The sequence below is a fragment of the Paenibacillus sp. Soil750 genome (assembly GCF_001428045.1).
GTDB classification, from domain to species: Bacteria; Bacillota; Bacilli; order Paenibacillales; family NBRC-103111; genus Paenibacillus_E; species Paenibacillus_E allorhizoplanae.
Window position 1 is genome coordinate 270,835 of record NZ_LMSD01000042.1, and the last position, 14,323, is coordinate 285,157.

A 14,323-nucleotide genomic window follows, 5' to 3' on the forward strand; every position below is an offset into this window, starting at 1 on the left:
CAAATTACTAAGGGAAAGAGCCATTTATGAAAACGAGGCTACATTTGCTAATGATATCATGATATAGTTAAGATGAGTGCGATTTCAGTGCAGTTAGGAGGCTATGATGAACCAACGGGATTCAAACACAAGTCCGAAGCAAGGACATTTATTCACCGTAGAGATTTTAATTGAAGATCAAACCAATGGCCTAGCAATGGAAAAGCTCCTTCATTTGTTAAATGTAGACGCGATCAAAGATTATCAAATCCTTAAAGGTATCCAGCTCGGTCAACTTATTGAATTGAATACGAAACAAGGAAGTCCAGCTTCCTTACATACAAATAAAAAAACTGTCGTTCCTACGCCAACCACAACTGGCAGAACGAACCCAACTGAAGCCGCGAAGCACATTGTTGAGCAGTTAGAGAGTTTCAAAACGAACAATACCTTGATTCGTTTGACGGTGGTCAAAGCGCAGGGAATTAAATTAAACCTCCCTTGTCGAATCCTCAATTTTGACGCGAGCAGCCAGAATGTAACTGTCTATCATGTTGATGAGAAGAAGGTATATCTGTTCAAGTTAAATGAAATTGATGACTACGTGGCAACAAATTGAATAAAAGGTACCCTTGCAATCGATCTGCAAGGGTACCTTTTTCTATTCACTTGACGCAGCTGCAACTGAAATACCATGCCTCAGCATATGCTCCAGATCTAAACGATCAACAGGAGGACTAAACCAATAACCTTGAACCTCGTTGCATCGATTCTGATATAAGAATTTCAATTGATCCTCTGTCTCTACACCTTCCGCGATAACTTTCAGATTCAAATGGTGCGTCATGGCGATAATGGTCGCAACAATGGCTGCGTCATTCGGATCTACCATGATATCGCGTACGAAGGAGCGGTCAATCTTCAGCTTATCAATCGGAAATTTCTTCAAATAATAAAGCGAACTATAGCCAGTACCGAAATCGTCGATACTCACATTCACACCAAGCTCTTTCAATTCAAGAAGTGATTGAATGGCATGATCCACATCCATCGTCATACTTTCAGTAATTTCCAACTCCAAATATCGCGGATCCAGCTCAGTCTGCTCAAGAACATGGCTTATTTTCCCTTTCAGATTATGCTGAAAAAACTGTCTCATCGATAAATTCACGGAGATCGGAATAGGGGCATACCCTTCAGACTGCCATGTTTTATTTTGCTTACATGCCGCACGGAGCACCCACTCGCCAATCGGTACAATCAAACCACTTTCTTCCGCTAATGGGATAAAATGATTAGGCATAACCATTCCCTTGTCCGGGTGATTCCACCGAATTAAAGCTTCTACACCAACAATTCGCCCCGATCCTATATCCACTTGAGGTTGGTAGTATAGTACGAATTCTTCATTAACTAACGCTCTGCGCAGCTCATTCTCCAGCCTCAAACGATTAATCGAAACAGATTTCATATCCGAATTGAATATCTGAAAATCGTTTCGACCTTTCTCTTTGGCCCTGGCTAATGCAATATCCGCATATTTCATTAATACGTCAGCCTCATCTGTATCTTCCGAGGAAATGGCGACACCAATGCTTGCCGTGACATGCAGCTCATACTGTTCAAGGAGGAAGGGCTTCTCCAAGACACGATTGATTTCGGCAATGACGGTCATCACATCATTCACATCTTCTACATTGGAATAGAAAAAGGCAAATTCGTCACCTTCCGTACGCGCCAGGAAATCCTCAGCGGTCAAACAGCGAGTGAACCGTTCTGCGAGTTGAAGCAGCAGCATGTTGCCATAGTCATGTCCAAAGCTATCATTTACAAGCTTGAAGCGATCAATATCCAAATAAAACACCGCGACCTTATTTCCTTCTTCTTTACATTGTCGCAGTCGTTCGTTCAAATGATCTTTAAATAACCGTCGATTCGGAAGGCCCGTCATATCATCGTAATAGGCCATATAACGGACTTGCTCATCGCCACGTTTACGTTCCGTAATATCCTGACAAATCAGAATATTACCTTTGGAATGGTGATGAATATCGACTGGAACAGCGGTTACGTGCAAATCGACGCGATAACCGCGCTGGTGCAGCACCGACGTATCAAAGGTATATGGAATTCCGTTGCGACTTTGCTGCAATTGCCACTCGGTTAGCTCCAACTGTTCTTCCGTTACAATGTCCGTAAAAGGTTGATGCAGCAGGTCTGTGACCGAGTATCCCAGAATCGATTCTACTGCTTGGTTCATGCGAATGAATTTACCTTCATCATTAAATATCCCGATCGCATTGGGATTATGCTCAAATAGTGAATCCAGTACACTTAGATACGCATGATCTCTCGGGAGTTCCTTGGGTATCTGCGCTTGACGCAGCGAGTTCTTAGCACGCAATACATAAAGTAGTGCGAGTGCGCCCAAGAGACAAATCCATGGGGCGTACGGCTTTACGAAAATGCTAACGCATATGGCTACGACGACATATACGCCAATATAGAGCCGATTGTTCACGAATTCGCCTCCTTTTATAATTCTATGTTCGATAGGGAAGCCTTTCGTAGATGTCCGACCCTAGCTCCCAAATGATGTAAATTAATCTCGCGCACACTACCAATCACTGTTTACTTTCTACAAAGGTTGTGCCATTTCCTGCTAACTTGCCATGAAACGCGAAAAAGAGCCAGATTTCTCCGGCTCTTTTCGACTAATTTAATTTAAACGCCGCAATGGCTAACAGGGTCCAACCGACAAGGAAGCTTAATCCGCCTAGCGGAGTTATAGGTCCAAAGGCTTTAATACCTGTCAAGCTTAATCCATACAAACTACCTGAGAACAAGATAATTCCGATGAAGATGGCCCAACCTGAGGCATTCACCAGGGAAGTATTTCCTAGCTTGTCAGAGAGCAGCGCGATCACGAGTAAAGCAATCGCGTGTATCATGTGATAATGAACGCCTGTTTGAAACACGTCGATCTTATCAGGTATTTTCGTTTTTAAATAGTGGGCGCCAAACGCACCTAATGCGACAGATAGGAAAGCATTCAAGCTTCCTAAGATCATAAACAATTTCATCATAAGACTTTATTTCCTTTCACTGCTGTAATGAACTACTCGACTTCACCAATATCATGTTGGCCTACAATTAAACGAACAGGCTCCAAGAAAACACGCGTAACGGTAGGCTGCTCGATTAAATTGACTTCAATATCTTCGATCTTATAACGAATCGTCTTTCCCTCACGCTTGTCATAGACAACATCGAACTGCTTCAAACCTAGTTGATGAATCAAAACGGAAGAACCAATGGAGACTGCATTCGATTCGAATTCTCCGTGTTCAAATATCACCTTGGACAAAATCTCATCATTCATATCGACAATCGTGACGTACTGGCAAAATTGGTATCTCATCGTAAAAAATCCCCCTCGAATTGGATGTATTTAGGTATATATACCCATTCGCCGAAAATTGTCGATATTCCTGCTAGTTTCATGATTCCCCACAATGTTCAAATAAAATCCAACAAATAGATGACAATTGGTATCGTAAACATGCTAAATAGTGTCGAAGTAAAGACTGCCTGTGAAGAAAACTCAGCCTCATTCTCATACTCAATAGCAAGGAGTACACTACTTAATGACGTAGGAACTGCGCAGGACAGAATCAACGCCTTCGCGGTCAATCCTTCAATCCCCAACATCCACACAACCAGAAAACCTAACAACGGACCTATCGCCAAGCGCAGCATATTCGACAATAATACATTCGAGAACTGAAATGTCCATTTCATGGCACCAAGCTGTACGCCTAACGTCAACAACGCTGTGGCCATAAAGGCATTTGCGATGTAGTTCAACGGGATGTCGATCGAAGATGGCACAGGCACATGATAATAACGCAATAAGAGTGCTATTGGAATGGCATAAATGACAGGTAACGAAAGAATCGTTTTCATCGTCGCTTTCCAAGTAGCCTTATGTGCATTTAACGTGTAAATTCCGTAAGTATTAGGGATAAGCGTCTGCATAATCATAATAACGATCTGGATAGCTAGTGTATAGGCGTTGCCGCCAAATACGGTTTGATTGAGTGGCAGCGCATAATTCGCGCTATTGTAGAAAATAACACTATTTCGCATGGCGATCCGCATGCCGCGCTGCAGCTTCTGTATGCGGATGATCACTTCAATGATTGCAAATAAAAGGCTGAAGAAAATGACAAAAAATAAAAGCACCTGCATGAGGATAGAGAGACTCATTTCGGATTCATACAGCTTTACAAAAACAAGCGCTGGCGAAAATACATAAAAGTTCAGCTTCGAGAGTGTGCGAATGTCAATTTGAAAGGCTCGATACATGGTCACACCAATCGCGATCATGATACAAATCGGAACAATATTATTAATTAAAATATACACGAAATAATTCATTGCAATAGCCTCAATTCATCGAGAATCCCCATGATGCTCCTTACATGGAGGCATTAACGCTTGTGATAATTCGTTTCAACTGCGCATTGAAATTCGCAATTTCTTCCGGTGATAAACCACTCGAAGCGAATAGTGTCTGCGGAATGCACAGCGCCTGGTCGTAGAGGGCTAGTCCGGCTTCTGTGATGCGAATAAGGACGACCCGCTCATCTTCCTGCGAACGGTTCCGAACGAGCAATTTCTGCGCTTCCATTCTTTTCAGCATCGGGGTCAGTGTTCCGGAGTCCAGATCTAGCTTCTCACTAAGCTCCTTCACTGTGCTCTCCTTTTGCTCCCAGAGCACAAGCAGAACCAAGTATTGCGGATACGTGATACCAAGCTCCTCAAGAAAAGGGCGATACATCCGAGTGATCGCTCTGGAGCTCGCATATAGGCTGAAACAAAGCTGATTCTCCAGCTTCAAAAATTCATTACTGCTCATAGTCGTTTCCTTTCCTCCGTCATATTGTGAACAATCGATTTGCTTCCAATTTAAACAAAAAGTCTCCGACTGTCAATACAAAACGCGGATGAGCACCCATCCATCGGGCACACATCCGCGTTTTCAAGTTTACTTATTTAATATTTTGACTTTTCACATACTCCAACCATTGTTTCTTGTATTCAGCTTGGATTTTATCAAGTCCTGCTACTTTGGCTTTTTCCATAAATGTTTTCAATCCGCCTTCAACATCCGCAACGAGACCTGCTTCAAGAGGATACAGATATTGTTTCTCCACTTGCTCTAATGCCGCTCTTTCTGCTTGATAGCTCGTGTAGTCTTCTGCAAAGCCTGTGTATTTATCAGGTGTTGCAATTTTATCCAGATCAGTGAAGATCTTTTTCACGCCATCGTATCCTTTATCAAATAACATAAACTCAGGATTTCTCCATGCCCAGCCCTGCATAGCTTCTCTAGGGAAACCATTGCTGTTCGTGTCACCGATCATGGTGTAGTAACCATTATCAACGGTGTAGTTTTTGCCTAAGATACCGTATTCAGTCAACTGATTATACGTTTTGTCTGTTACCATTTTTTCGTAAAAGGCAAGTGCACGCTCAGCGTTTTTACTGCTTTTTGGAATCGCAAAGCCATTGTGGATCGGGTGAACCGGCTCAGCATGACCTTTAATCATGGGTGCTGGGTAGTACTCAAGCTTCCAGTCTGGGTGTGTAGAAGCAATTTTCAACTTTTGATCATTGAAGCGGCTAGGGTTATCTCCTAGATTGGCTGCTGCTTTACCGCTTGTAATCAAATCCGTCATTGCATCTTTCGTGTTCAAAACGTTCTTCGTAATGTAGCCGGCATCCTGCCATTTTTTCATCGCTTTCAGCTCATTTAAGTGCTCAGCAGACCCCCAGTACAAGCTAACCTCTGATGGCGTTTTATATCCAATGTTTAACCCATAAGGAACGGCTCCAATGGGATCGATGGTTAAGTTTTTGTATTGATCAGATAGACTGCCTTTTACATCACTATTCGCTGCCAATGGTACCATGTCAGGTACATTTTTCTTAATTCCAGCTAGATACGCTTCGAAATTAGCAAGGGAATCCGGTTTCGGCAAATTGAATTTCTCTCTGAGATCTTCACGCCAGATAAACCCTGTCGTTACGTATTCTTTATAAGTGGCAGGAACGGTGTAGATTTTGCCATCAATTTTGACAGCTTCCCACATGTCCTTTGGTACGAAGCTATTCAATTTAGGCGCTGCTTTCGGAAGCAACTCATCCAGTGCTAGGAAAGCTCCTTTTTTGGCATAGGATTGGTATTGCGTCCACTCTGCTGTGAAGATCAAATCAACCGCTTGGCCGGAAGATAATAATAACTTATATTTCTGATCCCAATCCGTCCACGTTGTGAAATTGAATTTAACCGTCGCGTTCAGATCCTTCAAGGCTAGCTTATTAATTTCTTCCTCAATGACTGGAAGATCCTTCGGTGCAGGTCCTAACATATAGAATTGCAATTCTACTTTCTTCGATGTGTCTATTCCTGCTGGCTTAGCTGTAGCCGCTGCTGCTGTAGTTTCTGGTGCTTTCGTTGCTGCTGCTGCGGAAGGGCTTGGCGAACTTGTGGACGTGGAACTGCTACACCCTGCAACAACGGAACCGGCAAGCGCTAATGCCATTGACACACTGTACATCTTTTTCGCATTACTTTTCATGTAAATCCTCCCTTTATTTATGCATAATTTAATAGGTCAAACCATCTATGTTAGCTGACGGAATAACTCCGTTACAGTTCTAACCTTTTACAGCGCCTATGGTTAGGCCTTTAACGAAAAATCGTTGAACGAATGGATACAGGAATAAAATCGGGCCAGTTACGATAATAGCCATTGCTAGTTTGGTAGATTCCGATGGAATGTCCTGACTCATCGTTACTCCCGTACTGACACCCAGCTGTGAAACCGCAGCAGCCGTATTAATGATGTTATACAAGAAATACTGCAGCTCGTATTTATTCTGATCATTAATGAAGAGCGATGTCGAAAACCAGCTGTTCCAATAATGTAAAGCCAGGAATAATCCAACAGTGGCAATCCCAGGCATAGCTAGCGGAAGAACAACACGGTAATAAATCGTGAAGTCATTCGCGCCGTCAATCTTCGAAGACTCTGTTAACTCTTCTGGAATAGATGACTTAATGAAGCTGCGCATCAATATAATAAGGAAGGGAGACATGAGCCCTGGGAAAATCAGTGCAGCGTACGTATCTGTTAACTGCAGATATTTCGTCATCATGATGTACCAAGGGACAAGGCCACCACCGAAAAGCGTAGTAAAGTAAATATAGAAGGAAAGCTTATTCCTATATTTAAAATCTTTCCTTTGCAGCACGTAACCGGCCATCGTCATCATGAACAACCCTAGCGCCGTCCCGACCACCGTCACAAAGATCGTAACCCCGTAAGCTGTTAATACTTTTTCAGGGAATGTTAGAACCGCCTTGTAGGCTGTCAATGAAAAGACACTCGGTATGAGGTGATATCCATCTCGTATAATGGATTCATTATCCGTTAGTGAACCAGAAATGATGAGAAGGAAGGGAAACAAACAGATCACAGAAAATGCGATAATGACAAGATAGGCAATAATGTTGAATGTAACGGAATCAATTCCTCTGGTACGCAAGTGCAGTCACCTCCTAGAAAAGTGCATATTCATCATTTGATTTTTTAATCAGATAGTTCACAGTCATAATAAGTACAAAACCGAAGATCGACTGGAACAATCCCGCTGAAGTCGCCATCCCGATGTCAAACGTAACCTTCAAAGAGCGGAAAACGTAAGTATCCAAGATATCGGTTGCATTGTATAAGATCCCGTTATTCCCAATTAATTGGTAGAAGAGATCGAATTGACCTTTCATAATGCTGCCTAGTGCGAATAACAGCAATATAATGAAGGTAGGCTTTAGCATTGGAATCGTTATGTACCAAATCCGTTGAAAGATGTTCGCGCCATCAATCGTTGCCGCTTCGTAATACTCATCACTAATGCCTGTTATCGTGGCGAGATAGATCACCATCGTGTAGCCCACATTCTTCCATACATAGAACATAATCAGCAGAAAAACCCATGAAGAAGGTGTGTTATAGATGTCTACCGGGTTAGACCCCCAGGATTTAAGTGTCGTATTTACAAAGCCAGTATCATAATTAAACATGTTGTAAGCGATTGCGTTCAGGAGAACAAATGAAATAAAATAAGGTAAGAACATCACGGATTGCGTAAGTTTCTTGAAAAACTTCCCTGTCATTTCACTTAATAGGATGGCGCAAAAGATGGCTGTCGCATTTAAGAACACGATAAATGCCAGATTGTAAGCAACCGTATTCCGCGTTAACGTCCACAGCACACCTGATTTCCATAAGAATTCGAAATTCGCAAGTCCTACAAATGGACTTCCGAAAAGTCCCCCATTAAAATCAAACCGGGTAAATGCGAAGTAGATCCCAACCATCGGTACGTACGAATTAATAAAGAAGAAAATCAATGTTGGCGCTATCATGAGAAACAACAATTTATTTTTGTTTAACTCATAGAAAAACCCTTTCTTCCGGATCATGCTGGTAAACCTCCCTGCGTTAATATGTCCTGTTATCTTGTCGGTTGCCATACTCGAATTATAGACAGAATCGTTCCGTCAAGGATACTGAAGATCTGCTAACATTTATGAACGAACCCACCCAAAACCGTCTAAACGGCATATGCACAATGTAAACTTTCATGGAGAATTCGGCGTTTATAGTGCTTTTTCAGCCCTTGAGATCTCCGATTCCATTGCAAGCCGAATAAAGTTGGGATATACTTTTTTTACCTAAGGGGGACGGATAACTTGATACTTCGAAATCAAGAGAGCAAATTTATGTATCGCAACATACTTCTCAGTATTGTTTTATCCATTGTCATTACCTTGCTTGTCTCCTCTACGATTCTTTATGTCAACTTCGACAATATTGCGCTGAAGCAAGTGTATGAATCCGACTCCAACTCCTTGCTCCAAACCAGTCAAGAAATTCGGACGATAACAGAGACTGCAACCTCCCTGTCTTTTCAAATTTATCGTGATTTCGTCATCAGTAAATTGTTGTTTTACGATAAACCAGATATTTATGATGTCCAAGGCAGCATGGCTCAATTGAATTTATATCGGCTAGCAATGCCATTTATTGATTCCATTTATGTGTATAACGGAAACTCAGAGCTTTTCTACGTCAGCTCGAATAACTTTCAGAGCGGCATCCAAACAAAAGCCAATCTTGGCGACCCTGGCATGGTCGATATCCTCGATCATTTTCAGGATTACATTCCTTTCTTACCGATTCCAAGAACCTTCAAGTCAACTAATGTAAGCTCACTCCAAACCACAACTGTCGGGATCTATTCCTATTTGTGCTATGATGCCATCAATTTGAATAATTCTTTGAATTCAGCCGTTGTCGTCAATATCTCAGAGTCCTTCTTCAATAAGTCATTGAAAAAAATCGCAAACAATCGGGCAAGCAACGAATTTATTATTAATAAAGAAGGCGTTCTGATCTCCACAGATGGATCCAATCCTGTACTTTCCAATTATGCAGATAAAGGCTACATCCAGAAAATTATCGCTAATGCTTCTTCACCGGGTTATTTGGTCGATAACGTCAATGAGAATAAGTCTTTGATTTCGTATACAGCTCCTGATTCTCTAGGATGGCGTTACGTTCGCACAACCCCTTACACCATTATCACAAAAGAGATCAGAGACATGCGTCTCAAAACCATTTATATCTCACTTAGCATTCTTCTACTCGGGCTGCTCATTTCGTTCTTCATGTCCAAACGATTATTCGGTCCAATTGATAAGGTCATTCGAAGCTTAAAAACGTTAGAAATAGAAAAGCGTGACAACCTGCAAATTTTACGACAAAATTTCCTGAGAAATATTATGTTGGGCAGAGATGCCTACCACCCTCAGGCATTGAAATCGAAATTATCCTATTTCGGATCCAAAATCACCATTGATCATCCGGCTCTACTTCTCATGGTTAAAATTGATAAATATGAAGAAAACATTCGAACTTATAAAGATCAACTTACCTTATTACGCTATGCCATCATGAATATCGGTACCGAAATCAGCGCCTCCACCTTTCACGCGGAAGGCATCGATATGGGAGATGACCATATTTTGTTGCTTCTCTCTGCGAAAGAAACGGACTTCACATGGGAACCTGTACATTTCACTGAGTTACTTCTAAATATGCAAGCATCCATTTCTTCCTTCATTAAATTATCCGTATCGATTACAGTAAGCCCGCTCCAAGACGAAGCGATACCGTGTTTCCAGCTCTATAAGCAACTGCTCGAGGCCTCTTACCATCGTTTATTTAGAGGACATGGCTGCATCATTTGGTCAGATGAAATCATTGCGTACCGCACCAAGGAGTACAAATTCCCATCTCAGAAGGAAAAACAACTCGTCGATTGCCTCATGACAGGCGATTCGGAAGAGGCCGAACTGCTTTATACCGACATCGTGAATGAAACATCACTATATCCTTACACGGTCGTCCACTTGGCCATCTCCCACCTCACCTTAACCGTTAATAATGTACTAACAACGATTAACAAGAATAATGCGCTAGCCTTCCCCCTTTATTTGGATGCTGCTGTCGCTTCTCTGACCCACGTCGAGACCATTGAAGAAATTAACGCGCAGTTCATTGACGTATTCAAGCAGCTTCAGAAAAAACTCGATGAGAAAAGAAGCTCTAAGCATGTGGAGCTGATCAAGAAAATGAACGACATCATTGATCGGGATTATGCGAATCAGAACTTGTCGCTTAACTCGATTGCCGATGAACTCGCGATGTCTTCCATTTATATTAGCCGGTTGTACAAACAGCACACGATGGCTGCCATTACCGATGTGATTCAAGATGTGCGGATGAGCAAATCCAAAGATTTGCTTTTAAACTCTTCACTTTCCGTTGCTGAAATTGCGGAGAAGACAGGCTTTACGAGCGACTCTTATTTCTATCGTTTATTTAAAAAGTATAATGGGATTACACCGAATGATTTCCGCAAACAACTCAAATATGAGAATACGCTCCAACAGAAAGGAATTGAAGAACGATGAATTGGCTCCATGATCACAAGAATCAATTACATCTTATTTTTGCAGAAGCAAAGGATGCTGTACGCCAATTCCCTTCTCCATTGGACCAGCTAGGTCTTACCTATTTAGCTAAGTTTGATCCCACTCAAGAAGGTAGCAGCAAGAATTATATTTGTTATCTTCTTCCGTATTGGATGAAAGACATCTGCAAGCTGCCTGCAGAATCGTTTAACAAGCTTTCTCTAGCGAATATCTTTGTCATGCTGTACTATTTCATACAAGATGATATTATGGACGCTAACAAAGGCGAACACGCAAGCAAGCTGCCACTCGCCAACTTATTCCATGTCCAATTCCTCTCGATTTATCGAGAGCTATTCCCTTCAGATTCCCCCTTCTGGGACTATTACGAAACCTATATCCTAGAATGGTCGAAAAGTGTCACAAATGAACGACAATCCGATTATTTCCATGAGGACAAATTTCAAATTGCCAAGAAAGCTAGTCCAGTTAAAAATGCCAGTACAGGGGCATTACTACTTGCCAACCAAGATGATCTCATCCCTGTAGTTACCAATGCCGTTGAACAAACACTTGTAACCCTTCAAATGTTAGATGACTGGTCAGACTGGGAAGAGGATCTCGTAGATGGATCATATAATTGCTTAATCGCATCTATCCGCAAGCAATTACAGCTTTCGACAGTAGATACACTAACGCCTGAAATGATTAAGCAGCAACTCTATGTCCATGACTTCTTCGCCGATTACGGAAAGACTGCTGACTCTCATCACGAGCACCTGCTAACCTTGTCAGTAGGCATGGAGCAACTGTTTGCCTTCCATGATTCTCTCGTGCAAAATATCCATCGGGTAGCCCAAGAAATCAAAGAGCGAAGGGCGACTTTAGTCTCTGGTGGGTTCTACTATTTTTTGTCTAATTCTGATAGATTTTGATAGATTAATAGATATGATCGTGGTATACTTTTATTTGTAGGAAAAATTACCCAAATGACTAGGAGTGAATACAAATGTCCACAAATGATAGCGTAAAAGCCAAAATTATTCAAAAAGCTTGGGAAGATGAAGCCTTTAAACAACAACTTCTAGCCAACCCGAAAGCAGCGCTGAAACAAGCATTTAACATTACACTCCCAGACGACATCAAAGTCAAAGCTGTTGAAGAAACTTCGACAGAATTCGTTCTAGTAATCCCTACAAATCCATCTAAGATTCTTGTTACATCTGATGCCGTAGCAGCAGTTTGGTAAAATAAAATAAAGGTGTCCCGCCATTAGCGGAACACCTTTTCTTAATTTATTGTCACATTTGGGAAACGTATAATTACTTCTGTACCTAAGAATCTTTGACTTTTAAACTCAATATGCCCCTTCATAATCTCGATCAACCGAAACGTCACCATTAACCCTAGTCCCGTCCCCTTCGTCTTCGTGGAATAGTAAGGCTCGCCTAATTTTCTCAGCTGCATGGGCTCAATTCCCTCACCATTATCCTTGATATGTATGAATACTTCTTCATTCTTCTCATAAGCCCAAATATGTATTTGCCCATCCGCTTGAAACGCTTCGATACTATTCTTGATAATGTTAATCAAAATTTGCTTAAGCTTCGAAGAATTCCCGAAAATATGTAAATCAGAAGGAACATTGACGATAATCTGACCGCCATTCAATGTTGCTAATGGAACAATGATTCCTTCTATTTGACCAATTTCCTTGCTGACATTCAATTCGACGATTTCATCCAGCTGCGGCTTCGCAAATGTAAGAAAGTCTGTGATAATCACCGAAGCCCGATCCAGTTCTTCGATCGCTATCGTCATATATTCCTTGTTCTTATCATCCGTTCGAGCCGCAACAAGCTGCAAAAACCCTCTTGTAACTTGTAAGGGATTCCTGACTTCATGTGCGACCGAGGCCGCTAAGGAGCTAATCATCTCCATCTTCTCTGATAGCTGCAGCTGATGATTATAAAATTCCAATTCCTTCGAATAGTTCGACATCTGCTCCTGATTGATTGCGAAACGCCTACCCAATATCACGATGAGTGCAATAATAAATCCAACCACACCAAATTTCCATAGGAAGAACTGATACTTTTGATTATTACTATAGTAAAGAATAAGATCAAAGATCCCCATCAATGCAAATATAGCGAAACCTGAAGAGAAAATAACAGCCTCTCTGTTTCCTCGAATAACAAAAACAATGGACAGACTAATAATTAAAATAAACTCAAAAATCATAATCACACTTAGCATGGTCAGTGTGAAAAATAAATACGTTTCGATAAACTGAAATTGATTGACCTGATTAAATAACATCAAAATAATACAGAAAGCTGAATAGGCAATCTGAAATTTCCGGAAAATACGAATCCATTTAAATTTGCCATTGTCAAATATTTTCTCATAAAAATAAATAAGTGATGGCAAAAATATGGCTAAAGAAACATCAAAAATATTCAGAATCAAAGCACCAAAAGGTGTGAAATTAGCATAAAGAAAAGGGGAGTAGGTAAGAAAGATCGTACCTAATGTAAGAATAATTAAACTAAGTGAAATCCAGCTTGCCCGTTGTTTCTGTTTGAGAAAGAGTGAACAAATCAGCATAATGACAGCAATGAATAGAAAAGCAAACCCGAGGATGATATTCTGCAAATCGCGAAATATGAATGTATGTGTCAAGGAGGTATAATGATCCAATTGGATATCGGAATGTATGCCCAACCGCTCCATGCTTGTCTGAAGCTTTAAGTAAACACTCCCCCCACCGTCCTCCGCGCTTATAGGAAGCAAACTCCGTTGTTCGTCATAAGGAAAGTCAAATTTCACTTCATTAAGTAATCTACCACCTATGTAAACCGATACCTGTTGTGCATAAATACCATCGATATACAAGCCAAAGTCCTTAGGAAGATTTTCCGGTAGTTGGATACGGACCCAAGCAGTAGAAACATCTTTTGGTTTATCCGGCATTTCCGCTCCGCTCTCGATCGACATCCATTGATCTTTATCTGACGAAGCTATGATATCTTGAACTTTATCATCGGCCCCCCCCCACTTCATCTCCCAGTTTGGAATCGTTTTCACACCATCGGGCTGCTCCGCCATCACATGATTAGCCATAAATAATAAGCCAAACAAGAAAACTAACCCTATTTTCCATCGCAAATGATGTTTTTGAAGCCAATGCTGCATGTATTCACCTTCCCCCGATGACTGTAAGTAATTTAC

Annotated in this window: 13 protein-coding genes; 4 read left to right on the plus strand and 9 right to left on the minus strand. The window is 41.4% G+C overall.

What is annotated here, in order from left to right; all coding sequences use genetic code 11:
• Positions 1–103 precede the first annotated feature (103 nt).
• Complete coding sequence (locus tag ASL11_RS32125) at positions 104–598, plus strand: hypothetical protein (protein WP_235550643.1); 495 nt, start codon at positions 104–106, stop codon at positions 596–598.
• Between the two features lie 42 nt (positions 599–640).
• On the opposite strand, the gene ASL11_RS32130 is transcribed toward ASL11_RS32125, so the two are convergent.
• From ASL11_RS32130 to ASL11_RS32165, 8 genes are all read right to left on the minus strand, one after another.
• Positions 641–2,500 (minus strand): putative bifunctional diguanylate cyclase/phosphodiesterase, encoded by a 1,860-nt coding sequence (locus ASL11_RS32130; protein ID WP_056624265.1) that lies wholly within the window; start codon positions 2,498–2,500, stop codon positions 641–643.
• A 193-nt stretch (positions 2,501–2,693) separates the two neighbouring features.
• A complete protein-coding gene (locus tag ASL11_RS32135; protein ID WP_056624735.1) occupies positions 2,694–3,062 on the minus strand; it encodes a DUF423 domain-containing protein in 369 nt (122 codons plus the stop codon).
• A 35-nt stretch (positions 3,063–3,097) separates the two neighbouring features.
• Positions 3,098–3,400 carry a hypothetical protein gene (locus tag ASL11_RS32140; RefSeq protein WP_056624269.1) on the minus strand — a complete coding sequence of 101 codons (303 nt, stop codon included), beginning with the start codon at positions 3,398–3,400 and terminating at the stop codon, positions 3,098–3,100.
• 98 nt (positions 3,401–3,498) lie between these two features.
• Positions 3,499–4,419 (minus strand): AEC family transporter, encoded by a 921-nt coding sequence (locus ASL11_RS32145; protein WP_056624274.1) that lies wholly within the window; start codon positions 4,417–4,419, stop codon positions 3,499–3,501.
• Positions 4,420–4,459: 40 nt separating this feature from the next.
• Positions 4,460–4,900: a MarR family winged helix-turn-helix transcriptional regulator gene (locus ASL11_RS32150; protein WP_056624277.1), complete on the minus strand. Its 441-nt coding sequence runs from the start codon at positions 4,898–4,900 to the stop codon at positions 4,460–4,462.
• Positions 4,901–5,033: 133 nt separating this feature from the next.
• Positions 5,034–6,632, minus strand: coding sequence for an extracellular solute-binding protein (locus ASL11_RS32155; protein ID WP_442953115.1), 1,599 nt, complete (start codon positions 6,630–6,632; stop codon positions 5,034–5,036).
• A 73-nt stretch (positions 6,633–6,705) separates the two neighbouring features.
• The gene (locus tag ASL11_RS32160; protein WP_157257131.1) at positions 6,706–7,596 is read right to left on the minus strand and encodes a carbohydrate ABC transporter permease; all 891 of its coding nucleotides are present in this window, start codon (positions 7,594–7,596) and stop codon (positions 6,706–6,708) included.
• 13 nt (positions 7,597–7,609) lie between these two features.
• Positions 7,610–8,533 (minus strand): ABC transporter permease, encoded by a 924-nt coding sequence (locus ASL11_RS32165; protein WP_082596031.1) that lies wholly within the window; start codon positions 8,531–8,533, stop codon positions 7,610–7,612.
• Positions 8,534–8,803: 270 nt separating this feature from the next.
• Here ASL11_RS32165 and ASL11_RS32170 point away from each other — a divergent pair, with 270 nt between their 5' ends.
• From ASL11_RS32170 to ASL11_RS32180, 3 genes are all read left to right on the plus strand, one after another.
• Positions 8,804–11,089: an AraC family transcriptional regulator gene (locus ASL11_RS32170; RefSeq protein ID WP_056624290.1), complete on the plus strand. Its 2,286-nt coding sequence runs from the start codon at positions 8,804–8,806 to the stop codon at positions 11,087–11,089.
• Entirely contained in the window at positions 11,086–12,024 is a 939-nt protein-coding gene (locus ASL11_RS32175) for a hypothetical protein (RefSeq protein ID WP_056624293.1), read from the plus strand. The genes ASL11_RS32170 and ASL11_RS32175 overlap by 4 nt, the downstream gene beginning before the upstream one ends.
• 74 nt (positions 12,025–12,098) lie before the next feature.
• Positions 12,099–12,338 carry an NHLP leader peptide family RiPP precursor gene (locus ASL11_RS32180; RefSeq protein ID WP_056624295.1) on the plus strand — a complete coding sequence of 80 codons (240 nt, stop codon included), beginning with the start codon at positions 12,099–12,101 and terminating at the stop codon, positions 12,336–12,338.
• A gap of 41 nt (positions 12,339–12,379) precedes the next feature.
• Here ASL11_RS32180 and ASL11_RS32185 read toward each other — a convergent pair whose 3' ends face one another.
• Positions 12,380–14,287 (minus strand): sensor histidine kinase, encoded by a 1,908-nt coding sequence (locus tag ASL11_RS32185; protein WP_056624298.1) that lies wholly within the window; start codon positions 14,285–14,287, stop codon positions 12,380–12,382.
• Between the last annotated feature and the right edge of the window lie 36 nt (positions 14,288–14,323).

Bases quoted from the DNA above. Each gene is read 5' to 3' on its own strand.
- ASL11_RS32150 (WP_056624277.1), bottom strand. From the start codon at position 4,900: ATGAGCAGTAATGAATTTTTGAAGCTGGAGAATCAGCTTTGTTTCAGC.
- ASL11_RS32125 (WP_235550643.1), top strand. From the start codon at position 104: ATGATGAACCAACGGGATTCAAACACAAGTCCGAAGCAAGGACATTTA.
- ASL11_RS32145 (WP_056624274.1), bottom strand. From the start codon at position 4,419: ATGAATTATTTCGTGTATATTTTAATTAATAATATTGTTCCGATTTGT.
- ASL11_RS32140 (WP_056624269.1), bottom strand. From the start codon at position 3,400: ATGAGATACCAATTTTGCCAGTACGTCACGATTGTCGATATGAATGAT.
- ASL11_RS32185 (WP_056624298.1), bottom strand. From the start codon at position 14,287: ATGCAGCATTGGCTTCAAAAACATCATTTGCGATGGAAAATAGGGTTA.
- ASL11_RS32175 (WP_056624293.1), top strand. From the start codon at position 11,086: ATGAATTGGCTCCATGATCACAAGAATCAATTACATCTTATTTTTGCA.
- ASL11_RS32165 (WP_082596031.1), bottom strand. From the start codon at position 8,533: ATGATCCGGAAGAAAGGGTTTTTCTATGAGTTAAACAAAAATAAATTG.
- ASL11_RS32180 (WP_056624295.1), top strand. From the start codon at position 12,099: ATGTCCACAAATGATAGCGTAAAAGCCAAAATTATTCAAAAAGCTTGG.
- ASL11_RS32135 (WP_056624735.1), bottom strand. From the start codon at position 3,062: ATGAAATTGTTTATGATCTTAGGAAGCTTGAATGCTTTCCTATCTGTC.